We start from the raw sequence: 14,192 nt of genomic DNA, 5'->3' as shown, positions 1-14,192 counted from the left end.
TCCGGATCTACGAGGGCACCACCCAGATCCAGCAGATCGTCATCGCCCGCAACATGGTCGCCGCCGCCAAGGACGGCCGCTGAGCGCGGGAGCGGTTACTCGAGGCAGTCGTCTCCGCCTCGAGCCGTCGTTGCTCACGACACGGTCAGCACGACCTTGCCGAAATGCGCGCCGCGCTCCATCAGCCTGTGCGCTTCGGCGGCATCCGCCAGATCGAACGTCGCGTGCACGTGCGGCCGCATTTGGCCTTCGGCGACCAGCGGCAGCACGTCGCGCCGGACCGTGTCGACGATCGCCGCCTTGGCCTCGGCCGAGAGCGGCCGCAGCGTCGAGCCCATGATCTTCAGCCGGCGGCGGAGAACGGGTTCGAGGTCGATGGTCACCTCGCGACCGCCCTGCAGCGAGATGAGCGCATAGCGTCCGTCGTCCGCGCTGCAAGCGATGTTCATCGCCGCGTAGGCGCCCGCCACCATGTCGAGAACGACGTCGACGCCGCGGCCGCCGGTTGCCGCCATCACCGCCTGCGGCCAGTCCCCGGCGCTGCTGTCGATCGCAGGTTCGGCGCCGGTCTCGGCGCAATAGGCGGTCTTCGCCGCGCCGCGCGACGTGGTGATGGGGATGGCGCCCAGCGACCGCGCCCGGGCGATGGCGTGGGACCCGATGCCGGACGAGCCGCCGTGGATCAGCACCGTCTCCCCGGCCTGCAAGCCCGCCCGCATCACCATGTTGAACTCCACGGTGAGCATCACCTCCGGGAGCCCCGCCGCCGCCACGAAGTCGAGGCCGTCGGGGAGCCGCAGGACGTGCCGGTGATCGACCTTGCAGAATTGCGCATAGCCGCCGCCGTGGACGAGCGCCATGACCCGGTCGCCCGGCCGCACGCCGTCGACGTCCACGGCAACCGCGGCGACGACGCCCGCCACCTCGAGCCCGGGGATCGGGCTCGCATCGGCGGGCACGGGATAGCGTCCGGCGCGCTGGGACAGGTCCGGCCGGTTGACCCCGGCCGCCCTGACTTCGATCAGGACCTCGCCGGAGCCCAGGGTCGGAACATCGATCTCGTCGAGCACCAGCACCTCGGGGCCGCCGGGCTCGCGGATCGTCACCGCCTTCATGGGCACCGCTCAGTCCTCCGCCACGATGGGGTTCGCCAGCGTTCCGATGCCGGTGATCTCCACCTCGATCCCGTCGCCCGGCTGCATGAACACCTTGGGCTCGCGGAACAGGCCGACGCCGCTCGGGGTGCCCGTGGCGATGATGTCGCCCGGCAGCAGCTCCGTGACCGTCGAGATGTATTCGATCAGCGCGGGAATATCGAAGGCGAGATCCGAGATCGGCGTCGACTGCATGACCTCGCCGTTGAGCCGGGTCGTCATGGACTGGGCGGCGGGATCGGCGAGCGCATCGGCCGTCACCAGCCAGGGCCCCATGGAGCCGCTGCGGTCGAAGTTCTTGCCGGCCCAGAACTGGGTGGTGTGGCGCTGGAAGTCGCGCACCGAGCCGTCGTTGAAGCAGGAATAGCCGGCGACGTGCTCCATTGCGCGCTCCGCCGGGATCGCCCGGCCGGGCTTGCCGATGACGACGGCGAGTTCACCCTCGAAGTCGAACCAGTCGGAGGCCTTCGGGCGGACCAGCGGCACGCCGTGGCCCACGACGGAGGAGGGATAGCGGGTGAATATCGAGGGCTTCTTCGGCGCGTCGCGTCCCGTCTCGCGAATATGGGTCATGTAGTTGAGCCCGATGCACAGGATCTTGTCCGGGTTCGGCACCGGCGACAGCAGCGTGAGCGCGTCGAGGGAAACGCGATCCCCGTCGGCGGCCTCGAGCGCCTTCAGCGCATCGGCGGCCAGAACCGCCCTGACGTCGGCGAACCGCGAGCGCAACGCCGCGCCCGCGTCCCGGACGTGATCGCCGTCGACCACGCCGAACGACGGGACGCCATCGGGCAGAATGTAGGAACACACACGCATATTCAGACTACCTTTTTTGATTGGACGACCGGATCTCGGGCGCGGTCACTCTTGCGCAATGATGCTGTCGAGCCAGGCGCAGTTGCTCTGCGGATCGGCGGCGCGCTGGCCGCGCCGGGCCGCGTCCATGCGCATGGCGCGCAGGCGCTCCCGATCGGCGGACCCTTCGGGCATGTAGAGGCGATCGTGCCCCCAGTAGCTCGGCCCGTCGAAGGTCTCGTGCGGCTCCCAGGTCGCGGGATCGATCACCCGCGCGCCCCAGCCATATTCGACGAAGAAGCCGGAGGGGGAGTTCGCGTAGAAGCTCAACATGTGGTCGTTGGAATGGCGGCCCAGCGTGTAGGCCAGCCGGCCGTCTTCCTGCTGGGCGATGTCGTAGCCCTGGCCGACGTCGTCCAGCGCCAGCAGCTCCACCATGAAGTGATGCATGCCCTGGCGGCCGGATCCGACCATGGCGAAGCTGTGGTGGCGGCCGTTGAGGTGGAAGAAGTAGAGCTTGTAGGGCTGCAGGCCGTAGTCGGTGACCTGGAAGCCGAGGAGATCCCTGTAGAACGGCAGCAGGACATCGACGTCGCGGGCATGGAGCACCGCGTGCCCCATGCCCAGCGTGCCTGTCTTGAACCCGGTGATCGGACGCGCCGGCCGGAACGGCTCCGAGGCGATCGCCGGGCCGCAGAACGCCTCCAGGCGGTTGCCTTCCGGATCGCGGAACGAGATCAGCCGGGCCACGTGCCGTTCGTCCGCGAGAGCGGATCGCTCGAGCGTCACCGCGACGCCGGCATCCTCCAGACGCGCGGCGAGCGCTTCGAGGGCGTCCGGCGTCTCGACCTCCCAACCCATGAAGTCGAGACCTTCCGATCCGTCTCCCGTCACGATCAGCCGCTGCTTGCGGTCGTCCATCCGGAACGCCCGCACCGACCCGCCGGCATCGACCTGCTGCATGCCCAGGAGGTTGGTCGCGAAGCTCTGCCAGTCGGCCGTGCGCGACGAGCGAACGCCGATATAGCCAAGGGATGCGAGCGTCATGTCCTCTGCTCCTCGTCCTGGCACCGCCGCAGCTGCGGCGATGCAACCCGCCCCGGTCGGGCCGGAGGGCCCTACTCGTGATCCGCCAGCGCCTTTGAGAAGGCGTCGTAGATCTGCTGTCCGTCGGGGTTGTTGGCGATCCATTCGGTGGTCGCGACCTCGAGGGCGGCTTTCCACTTGGTCACCAGCGCCGGGTCCGGCTCGATCACCTCGGGATGATAGGTCGAGACGATCTTCTCCCTGGCCTCGTCCACGTTCTGGTCGAAGGACTTGCCGAACCGCTCCGAGAACGCCGCACCGGAGAACTTGTCGATCGCCGCCTTGGCGGTGTCGGACAGCGCGTCGTACTTCTCCTTGTTCATCACCACGAGCATCGGCGTGCCGCCGAGCGGCATGATGTTGCAGTGCTTCACCACCTCGCCGATGCGGAACGTTTCCATGGCGCCCCACTGGGTGAAGGTGCCGTCGATGAGGCCGCGGCTGAGGCTCTCCGCCGCCGTGGGGCCGGTGATCCCGCCGACGGGCACCGCGCCGAGGGCATCGATCGCCTTCAGCATGGTCGGCCCGGGCGCCCGGAACTTCTGTCCGGCCATGTCGGCCGGTTCCCGGACCGGCTTCGTGGAGGTGACGAAATTCGGGTAGGAGACGAGCACCCCGATCATCTTGAACTTGTCGTAGTCGCCCTTGAACAGGCCCTTCTCGTACATCTCCCACATGGCCGCGGAGCCGACCGTGGAGTTGGGAACGAGGAACGGAAGCTCGGAGACCGTGCCCTCCTGGAAGCGGCCGGGAACGTAGCCCGGAATGACCCAGGCGATGTCGGCAACGCCGTCTTCCACCAGCTTCAGCTGCTGCGCCGGATTGCGGCCGAGCGTCCCGCCGGGAAACATCTGGATCGTCAGCTCGCCGTTCGAGGCGTCGCTCACGTCCTTGGCCCAGGGCGTCAGGATCTTCGCCGTCACGTGCGCGATCGGCGGCTCGAAGCTGGAAAAGCGGAGCGTCTCCGCGTGCGCAGAACCTGCGCCGAGTGCGACGGCAAGCGAGACCGTCAGCGCCACTCCCATGGATTTCATTGCGTCCTCCCGTTTCTTTGTTTGTCTGAATGACGCCGACGCTAGATCACGCGCCGGGGAACCGCAGCGCCGACGGCACTGCTGTCCGCCTCGTGAACAGCAGGTCATCCGAGCACGCGCGGAAGCCAGAGCGTGAGCACCGGAAACAGGACCAGAAGCGCCAGCCGCACGAGATCCACGCAGAGGAACGGGAGGATGCCCCGGTAGATCGTTCCGAGGCTGATCGACTTGTGCATCGAGTTCAGCACCATGACGTTGATGCCGATGGGCGGCGTCAGCATGCCGATGCCGATGACGACGACGTTGACGATTCCCCACCAGACGAGGTCGTAGCCGAGCGTCTGGATCACCGGGATCACGAACGGCAGCGTGATCACCATGGCGGCGACCTCGTCGAAGAAGGCGCCGAGGAAGATGTAGAGCACCAGCAATCCGAAGATGATGGCTTCGGGCGGCACGGGAAGCGCCGAGATCACGCCCACCAGGTAGGCGGCACCGCCGGTGACCGCGATGAAGTACGAGAAGATCGTCGCCCCAAACACCATGATGTAGATCATCGCCGTGCCGGCGCTCGCCTCGGCCAGCACGCGCACGAAGGATTGCCAGCTCAGGCGCCGCTTCAGAAGCGCGATGACGAACGCGATGACGACCCCGACGGCGGCGGCTTCGTTGACGGTGAAGACGCCGGAATAGATGCCCCCCATCACGACCACCGCCAGCAGGATCACGCCCCACGCCTCCCGCAAGGCGCGCAGCCGCTCCTGCAGCGTCGACTTCTCGCCGCGCGGACCGGCGTCCGGATCCCGGCTCAGCTTGATCTGGATCGCCACGATGTGCAGGGCGACGGCAAGCGCGGCGGGAATGATCGCCGCGATGAAGAGGTCCAGCACCGACTGTTCGGTCAGCACGGCATAGAGGATCATCATGGAGGACGGCGGCACGATGATGCCGAGGGTGCCGCCGGCGGCGATCGAGCCGGACGCCAGGTCGGCCGCATAGCCGCGCTTCAGCATCTCCGGCAGCGCCACCCGGCCGAAGGTCGCCGTCGTCGCCACCCCCGAGCCGCAGATGGCACCGAACCCGGCGCTCGCCACGATCGTCGTGGTGGCCAGCCCCCCGCGGCGATGGCCCACCAGGGCGTAGGCCAGGTTGTAGATGTCGCTGGCGAGCCCTCCCGCTGCGGCGAGGCTGCCCATCAGCATGAACAGCGGGATCACCGCCAGGTCGAGATTGGACATGGCCGAGGCCGGCTCGGTCGCCATCAGGGTGACGGCCGGAGCCCACCCGACCATCAGGCCGAAGCCCGAGATTCCGACGAGCGCCATGGCGATGCCGATGGGGACATGCACGGCGATGAGCGCCAGCATGATGAGAAAGCCGAGGAGCGCGATGAGCAGCGGGTCCATTCGGGAGGGCTCCTTGATGGACGGGGAAAACGCCGGGGAAGACGACCGGTCGGAACGGTCAGAGAAGCGGGTCGGGGCCGTGCGCGTGCGGGGCCTTCGCCGCTTCGCCGCGGTCGCCGGCGAACAGCGTCACCACGTCCGTCACCAGCACCAGGGCCTGGACGATGGCGGCGAGCACCATCATCAGCGAGGTCACCGCCCACCACGGCCAGACCGGCCAGGCCAGCACCCAGGTCCGCTCCCCGGTCTCCCTCAGCCCGCTGGCGAACGGCACGAACTGCCAGGCGATCAGCGCGATGAAGATCATGGTGAGGGTGCTTGCGACGACGTCGAACGCGCGCTGCAGGCCCGGACCGCCCATGGTTCCGATCACCTCGACCGTGATGTTCTGCTTCATGGCGAGGTTGGCGGGGATGCAGGCGGCAATCACGACCGCCATGACGACGGAGCTGACGTCGTTGACGCCCTGGAGCGGCGCGTTGAACAGCCATCGCAGCAGCACGTCGAGGGTCGTCATCGACGCGAGCACGAGCAACCCGAAGAAACCGATCAGGGCGAGCCCGCGGGCCACGTCCGCGACGCGCTGTTCAAACTTTTTCATTCGGTTCCTCCCACCCCCACCGACGTCATGAGGGTGCGGCAGCCTTGACTTGGGTCGGTCCGATTGCAACGTTCCGACCCTGGATGTCCGACAGGCGGACAAGGCGGGAGGCTAGGCCATTTCGACATTCGGTGCCGTCCGGTCGCTCAAGCGCGGCCTGGAGATCCTGCAGGCGATCAACCGGCACAACGGGCTTCGGGCCTCGGAGGTGGCCCGCCTCGTCGGGGTTCCGCGCCCCACCGCCTACCGGCTGCTGGAGACGCTGGAAGGGATGGGCTTCGTCGTGCGCGGGCCGTCGGGCGAGGAGTGGCGGCCGACGCTCCACACCAAGTCGCTCAGTTCCGGCTTTCGCGACGAGGACTGGGTCGCGCAGATCGCGGTGCCCGAGATGATGCGCCTGGGGCGGCGGATCCTGTGGCCGCTCGACCTGGTGACGTTTCGCGACTACCGCATGGCGGTGCGCGAATCGACCCACAACATCAGCCCCTTCTCCATCGATCTGGGCATGGTGGGGCGCGAGCTGCCGGTCCTGAAGACGTCCGGCGGCCGCGCCTATCTCGCCAACATCGCGCCGGAGGAGCGCGAGCAGATCCTCGCGCGGCTACGCACCGAGTACGGCGAAGGCGCCGTCGACCATCACGAGGACGGGCCGCTTCCCTTCATCCTGAACCGGACGCGGGAGCTGGGTCTCGGCTACCGCAGCGGCGGCTTCAACGACCACACGATGAGCCTCTCCGCCCCGATCATGGCGCCGGAGCGCCCCATCGCCTGCCTCACCGTCATCTGGATCGCCTCGGCGATGAAGATGGAGGAGGCGATTCACAGGCACGGCGGGGAACTGAAGGAGACGGCGGGCACCATCTCGCGCGAACTCGCGCGGCTGGCCGCCGAGAACGCCGAGGCCGACGACCGGGCTGAGGCCGCAAGCGAAAGCCCCCCTCCCGCGGCCGACCCGAACGCCCCCGGAGAAGACCCGGCACGTTAGCGCGTCCGAGTCCGGGGAACGGTCAGGGCCAATACTCTGGCCGCCTCGGTGCAGGGAAAAGCGTGGCGGTGCTCTCGGCGGGCACGGCGTGCCTGGCAGGCAGCGCCCGGCCAAGGCGGGCTGTCGAAGACACCACCGGGAGGCTCTAGCGGATCGCAGCGCTCTGCCCCCTCGCAACGGAGGCCCGCGGAGGCGCTGGACACGCGGGTAAGGAAGGCCGGGGTTCCGCGATCGTCGGCCGCCCGGGGCAGACTCACCGGCGTCCTCGGGCTCCTCCTCCGCCTTTCCCCATGCTTCGCAGACCGACCTGTTCTGGATACAGGTGGAAAGCCGCGTATTTCCTAAATGGCTGGAAACCCTCACCTAAATCCCCGTCTTGGGATCCTGTTTCCGTTTACTTGTCTCTCCCGCTTCGCCGATACTGATAGGGGGGAGATACAAATGACGTCGCTCTATCGGCACACTGCGGATCGACTTCTGACGGAGCTGGCGTCCGGCGCCTGGCGCGACGGCGCGATGATCCCTTCCGAGGCGCACCTGCAGCAGACCTTCGGCATCAGCCGCACCACGGTGCGCCGCGCGCTGGCGCTGCTGGAACGCGACGGCCACATCGAGCGCCGCCAGGGACTCGGATCGTTCTACCGGTCGCGCAAGATCGGCAAGCCCATCTCCAGCCGGGTCGATTTCCACACCGAGGGCCGCACCCACGGCCAGATGCCCTCCACCCGCGCCCTCTCCTTCACCGCCCGCAACGCCTCCATTTCGGAACTGGCGATCTTCGGCCCCGAGGCCCGCAGCGGGATCGTCGAGCTGCGCCGGCTCCGGCTGCTCAACGGCCAGCCGACGGTGTTTCAGATCTCCGTGCTCTGCCACGTCGGCATCCAGGACCTGAAGCGCTCCGATTTCGAGAACACCTCGCTCTATTCCCTGCTGTCGTCCCGGTTCGGGCTGGTGGTCTCGGACGTCGACGAGACGCTGGAGGCGGTGAACGCCGATGCCGACGTCGCCCAGGTGATGGGGATCCAGCCGGGGACGGCGATCTTCAACACCCACCGCATCGCCCGCGACGCCACCCGCCGGGTGGTCGAGCTGTCCAACAATTTCGTCCGGGCGGACCGCTACTATTTCTCCTTCTCAGGCTCCACCGAGGAATTTGGCCGATGAGTTCCGTCCTGGCCGTCGATCTCGGCGGATCCGCGCTGAAGGCCTGCCTGTTCGGCCCGGCAGGCGAGGTGCGTGGACTGGCCACCGTGCCGCTCGCCTTCGACGAGGACCCGACCGGACGGTCGGAGCAGGATCCGGACGTCTGGTGGCAGGCGCTCGTGCGCTGCGTCGGCGACATCGCCGAGACGAGCGCGAGCGCCCTCGACGACGTCACCGCCGTCGCGATCTGCGGATTGACGCGCACGCAGGTGTTCCTCGGCGCGCGCCGGCAGGTCCTGCGCCCGGCCATCGGCTTTCGCGACACCCGCGCCCTCGGCCCCGCCCGCGACGCGCTGGCGAGCCCGGCGGTCGCCTCGCATCCGGCGGCCGATCATCTGAACGCGTTCCATCCGCTGTCGCGGCTGTTGTGGCTCAAGCACAACGAGCCGGAGGCCTGGGCGGCGACGCGGCTGGTTCTGGACCCGAAGGACTACCTCAACCTGCGGCTGACCGGTCAGGCCCGGTCCGATCGGATCTCGCAGCACTGGCTGGTGACGACGCTGCGCGGCGGATCGCCGTCCCTGGCCGAGGTCGCCGGCATCGACCGCGACGTCCTTCCGGAGATCGGCGCGCCGCACGACGCCGTCGGCGACGTTCTTCCCGGCCTTCCCGGCCCCCTCGCCCGGCTTGCCGGCGCCCGGGTCTTCTGCGGCAGCAACGACACCTGGACCGGCGTTGCCGGTCTCGGCGCCCTGCACCCGGGCCGGGCCTATTGCATCTCGGGGTCGTCGGAGGTCTTCGGCCTGATCAGCGGACGCCCGGCGGAGGCCGAAGGGCTCATCACCATCGCCTGGGGCGAGGCGACCTGGCAGATCGGTGGACCCGGCCAGAACGGCGCCAACGCCCTCACCTATTTCACCGATCTGCTTAACCCCGGGGAGGCCCCGTTCTCGGAGCGCCTCGCGGCCCTGCTGGCCCGATCGACGAGCCGCCGGCCGCTGCTGTTCCATCCCTACCTTCACGGCGAGCGCACGCCGTTCTGGGACGGCGACCTGCGCGGCGGCTTCTTCGGGCTCACGGCGGCGCACGGACCGGGCGACATGGTCCGTGCCGTGATGGAAGGCATCGCCTTCGTCAACCGGACGGTCCTCGAGCGTGCCGAGACCGCCGGCGGCGATCGGGCGACGGAGATCCGCATCGCCGGCGGCGGCGGACGCAGCGCCGTCTGGAACCAGATCCGCGCCGACGTCCTCGGCCGGCCGGTGCTCGCGGCTCCGGATCGGCAGATGGGACTGCAGGGCTGCCTCGCGATCGCCCGCGTCGGGCTCGGTCTCGACGCGGACATCGGCACCGCCGGCGACACGATCGCCACAGACTTCGACCGCTTCGACCCCGCTCCGGCGGCACGCGCGCGTTACGACGCGATGTTCGCCGTCTTCCAGGAGAGCCACGAGGCCGTCGCCACCACCTCACACCGCCTCGCCGACATCGGGCGCAGCTGCTTTGCAGGCCCGGCGAGGACATCCGCTCAGAGCCAGGGAGTTGCATCCGCATGAAGACGTTGTTTCAGGACCGCTATGGCGAGGCCAAGCTGTTGATCGGCATGGTTCACACCCTGCCCCTGCCCGGCGCCCCGCTGTACGATCGCGCCGGTGGCATGCGCAAGGTCGTCCGGCAGGCCCTGACCGAGGCCCGGATTCTCCGGGACGTGGGATTCCATTCGATCATGTACTGCAACGAGTCCGACATGCCCTACCGACAGCAGATGCCGGTCGAGACGGTCGCCGCCATGACGGATCTGATCGCCGAGTGCCAGGCCGAGATCGACCTGCCGCACGGGGTGAACATGCTGATCGACCCGATTGCCTCCATCTCGATCGCCCACGCCACCGGCGGCGGCTTCATCCGCTGCTTCCTCACCGGCGCCTATGTCGGCGATCTCGGCCAGTACATCCCGGACGCCGCCCGCGTCCTGAAGCTCCGGTCGGATCTCGACGCCTCCGACATCGCCATCATCTCCAACGTCACACCCGGCTTCTCCATCAACCTCGATACCCGCTCGGTGACCGAGGCGGCCAAGGGAGCGGTGTTTCTCGGACTGGCCGACGCCGTCTGCGTCTCCGGCCCGGCCGCCGGCGTCGAGGCGGAACTCAACGCCGTGGGCGCGGTCGCGAAGGCGGTCCCCGACACACCGGTCGTCGTGGGGACCGGCGTCTCGTCGGCCAACATCGCGCAGCTGGCGACCGTCGCCGACGCCTTCATCGTCGGCACGTCGATCAAGCAGGACGGAAAGACGCTGAACCCGGTCGATCCTAACCGGGCCCAGGCTCTCACGGCGGCGCTGGCGGCATGAGCGGCGCGCCCGTCGCCCTCGTCACCGGTGCGGCCGGTGGCATCGGCCGCGCCACCATCGTGGCGCTGAAGCGGGACGGCTGGCGCATCTGCGCCACCGACCTCGCGGAGGCGCCGTCGGACGGCGGGCTCGGGAGCGATGACCTCTTCGTCGCGGCCGACCTTCTCGACCGAGCCGCCCCCGCCCGCATCGTCGAGGCCGCGATCGGCCGCTTCGGTCGCGTCGACGGTCTCGTGCACTGCGCGGGAACCTCCCATGTCGCCGCCTTTCCCAACCAGGGCGACGACGACTGGGATCGGGTCATCGACGTCAATCTGTCCGCCGCCCATCGCATGGCGCGGGCGGTGGGCCAGGCGTTCGTCGCCGGTGCGCGCGGCGGCGCGATGGTGTTCATCTCGTCGATCGCCTGGATGAGCGGCGGCGCCAATCCGGGCTACGGCGCGGCCAAGGCGGGGATCAACACGCTGACGTTCAATATCGCCCAGGCGATGGGACCGCGGGGGGTGCGGGCCAACGCGATCGCCCCCGGGATCATCGCCACGGAGATGGTGCACGGCGCCTTTCCCGACGATGCCTTTGCCCGACTGGAGGCGGCGGCCTCGGCGCGGACGCCGCTGCGGCGGCTCGGCCGGCCCGACGACGTCGCGGACCTGGCGGCGTTTCTCCTCTCCGACCGGGCGAGCTTCATCACCGGAACGGTGGTGCCGGTCACCGGCGGCCTGGAGCTGCTCCCGCCCATCGGAAACCTCATAGAGGCCAACGCGTGAAGCTGTTTATCGCCAAGTACGGGACCGCGCTCGCCGGCCTCGCGGTGCTGATCTTCTTCCTCCTGTTCGCGCGCAACTTCGCGTCCCAGGCGAATTTGCTCAACGTTCTGAAGCAGATGAGCTTCCTGACGATCTTGGCGCTCGGCTTCACCTTCGCGTTGATCACCTCCGAACTCGACCTCTCGTTCGCCAGCCTGTGCAGCCTCGCGGCGGTGGTCACCGGCGGGCTGATCTATGGCGGCACCTATTGGCCGCTGGCGATCCTCGCCGGCCTCGCGGTGGGCACCGCCGGCGGCTATCTGAACGGCGTGCTGGTGACCGTCGCCAAGGTCCCGTCGCTGATCGCCACCCTCGGCAGCGCGTCCATCGCGAACGGCCTCGCCTTCATGATCACCGGCGGCGTCGCCTTCGTCGGAAGCTGGGACCCCGCCTTCCTGGCGCTGGCGCGCGGCCGCGTGCAGGGCATCCCGGTTCTGATCTTCTTCATGGCCGCGGTGGTGATCGTCGCCTGGTTCATGACCAAGCATCTCAAGCTCGGCGTGCACATGCTCGCCACCGGCGAAGCCCAGGACGCGGCGCGCCGGGCCGGCGTGGCGACGCAGCGGATGAAGCGGATCGGCCTGACCCTGTCCGGTTTCGCCGCCGGCCTGACCGCCGTGCTCCTCGTGGCGAACCTCAGTTCCGCCGCGCCGCAGATGGCCGGCGACTTCCTCCTCAACGCCATCGCGGCCGTGCTCCTCGGCATGACCATGTTCGAGCCGGGTCGGCCGAACATGGCGGGGACCTTCGTCGGCGCCCTGATCATCTCGGTGCTGGGCAACGGCCTCGTGCTGCTCGGCGCCCCCTACTACCTGCAAGACATCATGCTCGGCCTGATCGTGATCGGATCCGTCAGCGTATCGGCCAGCGTACTGAAAAAGGCTGCGTTTTCCGTCTGACGCGGTCGCCAGATCCAGAACCCGAGACGGAGCCAGTGGAGAACATGCGATGAAGAAGAAACTGATCCTCGCAGCGGCAACCGCAGTCCTTGCCGTCTGCCAGTCCGTCGGCGCGCAGGCCTTCGAGCTCGGCGTGGTCGCGTTCCAGATGTCCTCCGAAACCCATGCGCGCGTCGCGAATGCGGTCGAAGAGGCCGCCAAGGCGAAGGGCTGGGACGTCGTCGTCCTCAATTCGAACGGTGCCCTCCCCACCCACGCGGAACAGATCGAAAGCCTCATCCAGCGCGGCGTCGACGGCATCGTGCTGGCCATGTCGAAGCCGGTGCAGTTCGAAGCCCAGATGAAGGAGGCGAAGGAGGCCGGGATCCCGCTGATCAGCGTGATGAGCGGCGCGAGCCCGGATGCGCTGTTCGACATCCAGGTCAACGAATACGCCGTCGGCGCGGACGCTGCCCTCCACCTTCTGGGCGCGCTCGGCTATACCGGGAACATTCTGACCGAGCGGTTCGATTCCAACGTCGGGACCCGGATCCGCGGCAAGATTCTCGACGTCGTGCTCAGCGAGAACACCAACGTCCAGGTCGTCGGCTCGCACTCCATGGCGCGCACGCAGAGCTGGCGCGACGACGTGCGCAACGGCATGAACGCGCTGCTTCTCCAGAACGCGGGCAACTTCCAGGGCATCTGGGCGTCGTTCGACGGGCAGGCCTTCATCATCGATGACCTGCTGAAGGAGCAGGGCATGAACAAGGGCGACGTCGCGATCATCTCGATCGACGGCGGCCCGGAAACCTTCCGCCGCATCAAGGATCCCAACTCGATGCTGACGGCGACCGTCGCCATCCCCTTCGAGGCGATGGGCGAGGCGGCCGTCGACGCGATGGACCGGATCGCCGTCAAGGGCGAGCCGAAGTCGGACATCGCGTCCGGACCCTACCTGTTCATGAATGCCGACGTCGTCGACCAGACCAACGTCGACCAGTTCCTGAAGTAGAGAGTGACGGGGCGGCGCAGGCCGCCCCGCTAGAGCGTTTCCGGGCGAAGTGGAAATCGGTTCGCCGTCCGGAAACGCACCAGAACAACTGGTTGGAGCCGCTCATCATTCCCGTGAGAAGAGTGAACGGCTCTAGGTCGGAGGGGACCCATGTCCGAAATCCTGTCGGTGCGCGGCGCGAAGAAGTCCTACGGCGCCGTCGTTGCCCTGCGCGGCGCCGACCTGTCGGTCAACCGGGGCGAAGTGCACGCGATCTGCGGTGACAACGGCGCCGGCAAATCGACGTTCATCAAGCTCATTTCCGGCGTGGAGATCCCCGACGAAGGCGAGATCGCCGTCAACGGCGCCGTGTCGCGCTTCGCGACGCCCCGCGATGCCCTGGCGGCCGGTATCGCCACCATCCACCAGGATCTCGGGCTGGCCCCGCGCATGAGCATCTACCAGAACGTGTTCATGGGCTCCGAGCTGGAACGGCGCCGCTTCGGCATCAAGGTGCTCGACCGCAAGGCGATGATCGACGAGGCGCAAGGCTATCTCGCGCAGCTGAACTCGACGCTCGAGGACATGACGGCGCCGGTCGAGAACCTGTCGGGCGGTCAGCGGCAGGCGGTGGCGATCTGCCGGGCGCTGCGCTGGAAGGCCGAAATCATCATCATGGACGAGCCGACCGCCGCGCTCGGCGTCCGCGAGACCGAGCAGGTGCTGAAGCTGATCCGCACGCTCCGTTCGAACGGCGTCACCGTGATCCTGATCAGCCACAACATGAAGGACGTGGTGGCCGTCGCCGACCGGGTGACGATCTTCAGTGGCGGCCGGTCGATCGAATCCCACCCGACGGCCGGCCTGGACGCCGACGCCCTCGCCCATCGCATCATGGTCAGCACGACGTCCTGACATCATCGGCCAGCCGGACTGCGACCGCCCGCCGATCGCGGA

The 14,192-nt window shown here is 68.3% G+C and carries 14 protein-coding genes; 8 read left to right on the top strand and 6 right to left on the bottom strand.

The window, feature by feature from the left end; genetic code table 11:
• Positions 1–134 precede the first annotated feature (134 nt).
• From AB7M35_RS21470 to AB7M35_RS21445, 6 genes are all read right to left on the bottom strand, one after another.
• Positions 135–1,115, bottom strand: a complete 981-nt coding sequence (locus tag AB7M35_RS21470) for an NAD(P)H-quinone oxidoreductase (RefSeq protein ID WP_453962579.1) — start codon at positions 1,113–1,115, stop codon at positions 135–137.
• Positions 1,116–1,124: 9 nt separating this feature from the next.
• A complete protein-coding gene (locus tag AB7M35_RS21465; protein ID WP_453962537.1) occupies positions 1,125–1,970 on the bottom strand; it encodes a fumarylacetoacetate hydrolase family protein in 846 nt (281 codons plus the stop codon).
• A 45-nt stretch (positions 1,971–2,015) separates the two neighbouring features.
• On the bottom strand, positions 2,016–2,996 hold the full coding sequence (locus tag AB7M35_RS21460; protein WP_453962535.1) for a VOC family protein: 981 nt from the start codon (positions 2,994–2,996) through the stop codon (positions 2,016–2,018).
• Between the two features lie 71 nt (positions 2,997–3,067).
• Positions 3,068–4,069, bottom strand: coding sequence for a TRAP transporter substrate-binding protein (locus AB7M35_RS21455; RefSeq protein WP_453962533.1), 1,002 nt, complete (start codon positions 4,067–4,069; stop codon positions 3,068–3,070).
• Positions 4,070–4,173: 104 nt separating this feature from the next.
• Positions 4,174–5,475 carry a TRAP transporter large permease gene (locus AB7M35_RS21450; RefSeq protein WP_453962532.1) on the bottom strand — a complete coding sequence of 434 codons (1,302 nt, stop codon included), beginning with the start codon at positions 5,473–5,475 and terminating at the stop codon, positions 4,174–4,176.
• A 58-nt stretch (positions 5,476–5,533) separates the two neighbouring features.
• Positions 5,534–6,076, bottom strand: coding sequence for a TRAP transporter small permease (locus AB7M35_RS21445; protein WP_453962531.1), 543 nt, complete (start codon positions 6,074–6,076; stop codon positions 5,534–5,536).
• Between the two features lie 118 nt (positions 6,077–6,194).
• Between AB7M35_RS21445 and AB7M35_RS21440 the strand changes: the two genes are divergently transcribed.
• The 8 genes from AB7M35_RS21440 to AB7M35_RS21405 all read left to right on the top strand — a co-directional run bounded on the left by AB7M35_RS21440 (position 6,195) and on the right by AB7M35_RS21405 (position 14,150).
• Positions 6,195–7,061: a helix-turn-helix domain-containing protein gene (locus tag AB7M35_RS21440; RefSeq protein ID WP_453962578.1), complete on the top strand. Its 867-nt coding sequence runs from the start codon at positions 6,195–6,197 to the stop codon at positions 7,059–7,061.
• Positions 7,062–7,502: 441 nt separating this feature from the next.
• The gene (locus AB7M35_RS21435) at positions 7,503–8,225 is read left to right on the top strand and encodes a GntR family transcriptional regulator (RefSeq protein WP_453962530.1); all 723 of its coding nucleotides are present in this window, start codon (positions 7,503–7,505) and stop codon (positions 8,223–8,225) included.
• Positions 8,222–9,760, top strand: a complete 1,539-nt coding sequence (locus tag AB7M35_RS21430; protein ID WP_453962529.1) for a xylulokinase — start codon at positions 8,222–8,224, stop codon at positions 9,758–9,760. Before AB7M35_RS21435 ends, AB7M35_RS21430 begins: the two co-directional genes overlap by 4 nt.
• Positions 9,757–10,557 (top strand): BtpA/SgcQ family protein, encoded by an 801-nt coding sequence (locus AB7M35_RS21425; RefSeq protein ID WP_453962528.1) that lies wholly within the window; start codon positions 9,757–9,759, stop codon positions 10,555–10,557. The genes AB7M35_RS21430 and AB7M35_RS21425 overlap by 4 nt, the downstream gene beginning before the upstream one ends.
• The gene (locus AB7M35_RS21420) at positions 10,554–11,324 is read left to right on the top strand and encodes an SDR family NAD(P)-dependent oxidoreductase (protein WP_453962527.1); all 771 of its coding nucleotides are present in this window, start codon (positions 10,554–10,556) and stop codon (positions 11,322–11,324) included. Before AB7M35_RS21425 ends, AB7M35_RS21420 begins: the two co-directional genes overlap by 4 nt.
• Positions 11,321–12,262, top strand: coding sequence for an ABC transporter permease (locus tag AB7M35_RS21415; protein ID WP_453962526.1), 942 nt, complete (start codon positions 11,321–11,323; stop codon positions 12,260–12,262). The genes AB7M35_RS21420 and AB7M35_RS21415 overlap by 4 nt, the downstream gene beginning before the upstream one ends.
• Positions 12,263–12,311: 49 nt before the next feature.
• Positions 12,312–13,256, top strand: a complete 945-nt coding sequence (locus tag AB7M35_RS21410; RefSeq protein WP_453962525.1) for a sugar ABC transporter substrate-binding protein — start codon at positions 12,312–12,314, stop codon at positions 13,254–13,256.
• 150 nt (positions 13,257–13,406) lie between these two features.
• On the top strand, positions 13,407–14,150 hold the full coding sequence (locus AB7M35_RS21405) for an ATP-binding cassette domain-containing protein (protein WP_453962524.1): 744 nt from the start codon (positions 13,407–13,409) through the stop codon (positions 14,148–14,150).
• The last annotated feature ends 42 nt before the right edge of the window (positions 14,151–14,192 follow it).

Source organism: Amorphus suaedae (genome assembly GCF_053629675.1).
The sequence above is the reverse complement of the archived record's forward strand: the minus strand, read 5'-3'. Positions and strand labels throughout refer to the sequence as shown.